The sequence below is a fragment of the Oceanispirochaeta sp. genome (assembly GCF_027859075.1).
In the GTDB taxonomy this organism is placed as follows: Bacteria; Spirochaetota; Spirochaetia; order DSM-2461; family DSM-2461; genus Oceanispirochaeta.
The window spans coordinates 1-3,306 of sequence record NZ_JAQIBL010000138.1; the positions used below are offsets into that span (position 1 = coordinate 1).

5 protein-coding genes are annotated in these 3,306 nt (G+C 40.1%); all 5 read left to right on the forward strand.

What is annotated here, in order from left to right; all coding sequences use genetic code 11:
• On the forward strand, window positions 1-206 hold a 206-nt coding region (locus tag PF479_RS07985; RefSeq protein ID WP_298004616.1), incomplete at its 5' end, for a hypothetical protein.
• On the forward strand, window positions 207-1,283 hold the full coding sequence (locus PF479_RS07990) for a hypothetical protein (protein WP_298004620.1): 1,077 nt from the start codon (window positions 207-209) through the stop codon (window positions 1,281-1,283).
• On the forward strand, window positions 1,276-1,800 hold the full coding sequence (locus PF479_RS07995; protein WP_298004623.1) for a DnaB-like helicase N-terminal domain-containing protein: 525 nt from the start codon (window positions 1,276-1,278) through the stop codon (window positions 1,798-1,800). Before PF479_RS07990 ends, PF479_RS07995 begins: the two co-directional genes overlap by 8 nt.
• Entirely contained in the window at window positions 1,801-2,532 is a 732-nt protein-coding gene (locus PF479_RS08000) for a DnaB-like helicase C-terminal domain-containing protein (protein ID WP_298004628.1), read from the forward strand.
• A gap of 519 nt (window positions 2,533-3,051) precedes the next feature.
• Window positions 3,052-3,255, forward strand: coding sequence for a hypothetical protein (locus PF479_RS08005; RefSeq protein WP_298004626.1), 204 nt, complete (start codon window positions 3,052-3,054; stop codon window positions 3,253-3,255).
• Window positions 3,256-3,306 lie beyond the last annotated feature (51 nt).

A 3,306-nucleotide genomic window follows, 5' to 3' on the forward strand; every position in this document is an offset into this window, starting at 1 on the left:
ATATTTCCGGAATGAATAAAAGTTTGAGATCTTTTTACAAAGAAGTTGTTTTTGACTACATGGACGCAGGATGTATAAATATAGATTCTAGATGTTTAAATAGAGACTCCAAAGAAAGCAATGATATAATAACTTACAGCGTAATAAATATGCTATCTAAAAAGAAGTTTTTTCTTTTGTGCAATAGTAAAAAAAAGGAATTTTAAATGGCATCCAGAAGAATGATAAACAAAAACATAATAGATTCTGACGCTTTCCTTGACATGCCTCAGACAACTCAGAACCTATATTTTCATCTTAACATGAGGGCAGATGATGACGGGTTTCTTGATAAACCTAAAAACGGAATGAGGTCAATATCATCAAACCAGAACGACCTTGAAATATTGCTTGCCAAAAGATATCTAATGGCATTTGCCTCCGGCGTTATTGTCATAAAACACTGGAAGCTCCATAACTCAATCAGGAAAGATAGGTATAAACCGACAATGTACCAAGAAGAGTTGAAAACATTGATAGAAAAAGATAACGGTTCATATACAGAAGCATTTAAAGCGTTGCAACAGAATGAAATAGATCAATGGCAACCAAATGACAACCAAATGGCAACCAATGGTACGCATAGGTTAGTCCAGTCTAGTCCAGTTGAGTCCAGTAAAGCTAAGGTTATAAAAGAAAAAAAGATAAAAAAAGAAATCAACACTTCCCCTTTCCAGAGCTACGACCCAAATGAAGACAAACGCATAGAAGAATCAACTTCATATAAAATCGATCAGGCAATAGCGTATTGGAATACAATGGACGGGCTACAAAAAACAAAAAGATTGACTGCGAACATAGACGTGAGACTGAGAACAAATATTATAGCTTCTGTAAAACTGTACTCCCTCGATGAGATAATAAACTCCATGGATAATTATCTTACTGTTCTTTCAAATCCACAAACCTACAAACCGAGTGCAGTATACGGCGATGTATTCGGATTCTTATCTTCTGGAATTGATAAATACTGGGACGAATCAAAACCACTCAGGAACATGAAGATTGAAAAGGTCCAGGAGTTTAGATCAGATACAATTCAAAAGAAGCAGGATGAATATTGTCATTGTGGAGCAAAGAAGGTTAACGGGATATGTCCAGAGTGTGAAGCAGTGACAGGAGAAGAAGCCCGGGAAGCATTTTCAAAGATGAAGTTTGGATCTTATGCTTCTGGGTCTGATAGTGAGTCTGATAGTGAGAGTACCAATGAGTCCGTGAATATAGTTGGTGGTGAAAATGAGTGATACAGAATCAGCCTTTGTCTGTGCTGTCATGCACGATCAGAATATTCTATACCGTGTAGCAATCAAGCCGGATGACCTACAAAACATAAGTTGTCGAAAAGTCTTAAAAGCCTGTTATGAAATATCAGCTACTAATTCAACTCCGGACTTTGTGGCAGTAGCCAACCACCTGAGGGGTGATGTAAATCCTGCTGAGATCGGTGAGATCTATGAGAGCGGGGCAACTCATATCAACTGGGAATTCTATGCAAATAAGCTGAAACATGAAATCATGAATCGTAAGCTCATGAACGTCGCTCCATATCTTGCTGAACTTATGAGGGCAGGAGAAGAACCACAGGAAGTGATTTCAAAGACTTCTGAGTTTCTTGATAAAATCAAGATAGGGTTCAATGATTACAGGATTATCAAGTTTAGCGAGATGCTACCGGATTGGTTTAATGAGCTTGAGGAAAGAATAGCGAGTAAGAAAATTGGAGTAACCGGAATACCCTCAGGGATGAGTACTCTTGATTAACTGACAGGAGGGTTCCAGAACAAACTTCTCTACTATATCGGGGGGAGACCTTCGGATGGAAAGTCTGCAGCATTGAATGGATTCGCTCTTTCTGCTGTTAAGTCTGGATACCGTCCAGGGATCATAACAGTTGAATCATCTGCTAATGAGATTCTTTCCAGAACGGCTTCATCTGCATCAGGGGTGCCACTGACAAAGATTAAGGCCGGGACCCTAACACCAGCACAGATTTCATACTTGATTGAATCAGGGACAGAGCTTAATGATATCGATCCAGTTGTCTACGATGAGCCTAATGCAACACTCCAAACTGTTTGTACTCAGGCAAGGCGAATGGTTTCAGTCTATGGGTGTAAGATCCTGTTTATCGATTATGTCCAGCAGATAACGCCAGACGTCAAGGGAGTTGTCAGAAACGAACAGATAGCAGATATCAGTAAGGCTTTAAAATCCCTTGCTAGATCCCTAGACGTTCCAATAGTGTCGGCTGCACAGCTCAGAAGGCCAAAGGACGCAGGAAAGCATAACAGGCCGATAATAGATGATTTCGGAGATTCTTCACAATTGGAGAAAGATGCAGACGGGGCAGGATTATTACATCATGGGATAGATAGTGACTCTGGTAATGCTTATTCTTTTCTTCACTGGGACAAGAACAGAGACGGGGACACAAAGAGCATTCCAGTATTTTTCAATAAAGAGATTGTGAGATTTGAGGAGAAGAATGTATAACAGACGACAAAGCACTAAGCATATTAAAAGGCAAATACAAAATAAGAAGAGGATGTATTATCCTAGACAGAGAAGAGACAGACGAAGAAACAAAAGCAATAGACTATTTGTGTGATGAGTATGATTACTCTGCTATGACAGAAGAAAGATACCTCTCTATTGCACACCATAGAGCACACACAAACGATTAACATAACAGATGGATACGACTACCACTATGGTTGATTGGATGCGGTGAGGGGGATATATGAAGGATGAGAGATGTATGAATACGACGAATGGATGATAGGTGAGTTTGTTTGTTACTCAATGCAGAACGGCTATGAAGGAAACTACCTAGGGTTTGAATGGTATGTTCAGTATGAAGAGCAATGGATGTTCTCTGACCTGTACTCATACAACGGCTTCTTAACTGAGTGCTGATACTAAGCCGATATTGAGTTGTTGTATTATTTGCAACATGTGGATTGATAGGATGAGCGATAGAAGGGAGAGAGCAGGACGGATGAAGAAAGAGAATTGAAAGAAGAAGAGAAGGAATACATCAGGGATTATTTCGTTAACCAGCCATTAGATGGGCTACTGTATGACCTGGACCTGATGCCCGAACAGATACAGTATGGAAGAGATAGGCTGTTACATCGTGCTATCGTTGAGCTGAGGAAAGAGATTGATCGGCTCAATGGCGTGGTGAACAGCGGACAGAGCGGGCATGATGAGTGATAGGGAAGCTATATAGTTCTAAAACAAAAGGGTCCTCCGTGGCTTCTCATC

Excerpts from the sequence above, each read along its gene's own strand:
- PF479_RS07990 (WP_298004620.1), top strand. The coding sequence starts at position 207 with ATGGCATCCAGAAGAATGATAAACAAAAACATAATAGATTCTGACGCT.
- PF479_RS07995 (WP_298004623.1), top strand. The coding sequence starts at position 1,276 with ATGAGTGATACAGAATCAGCCTTTGTCTGTGCTGTCATGCACGATCAG.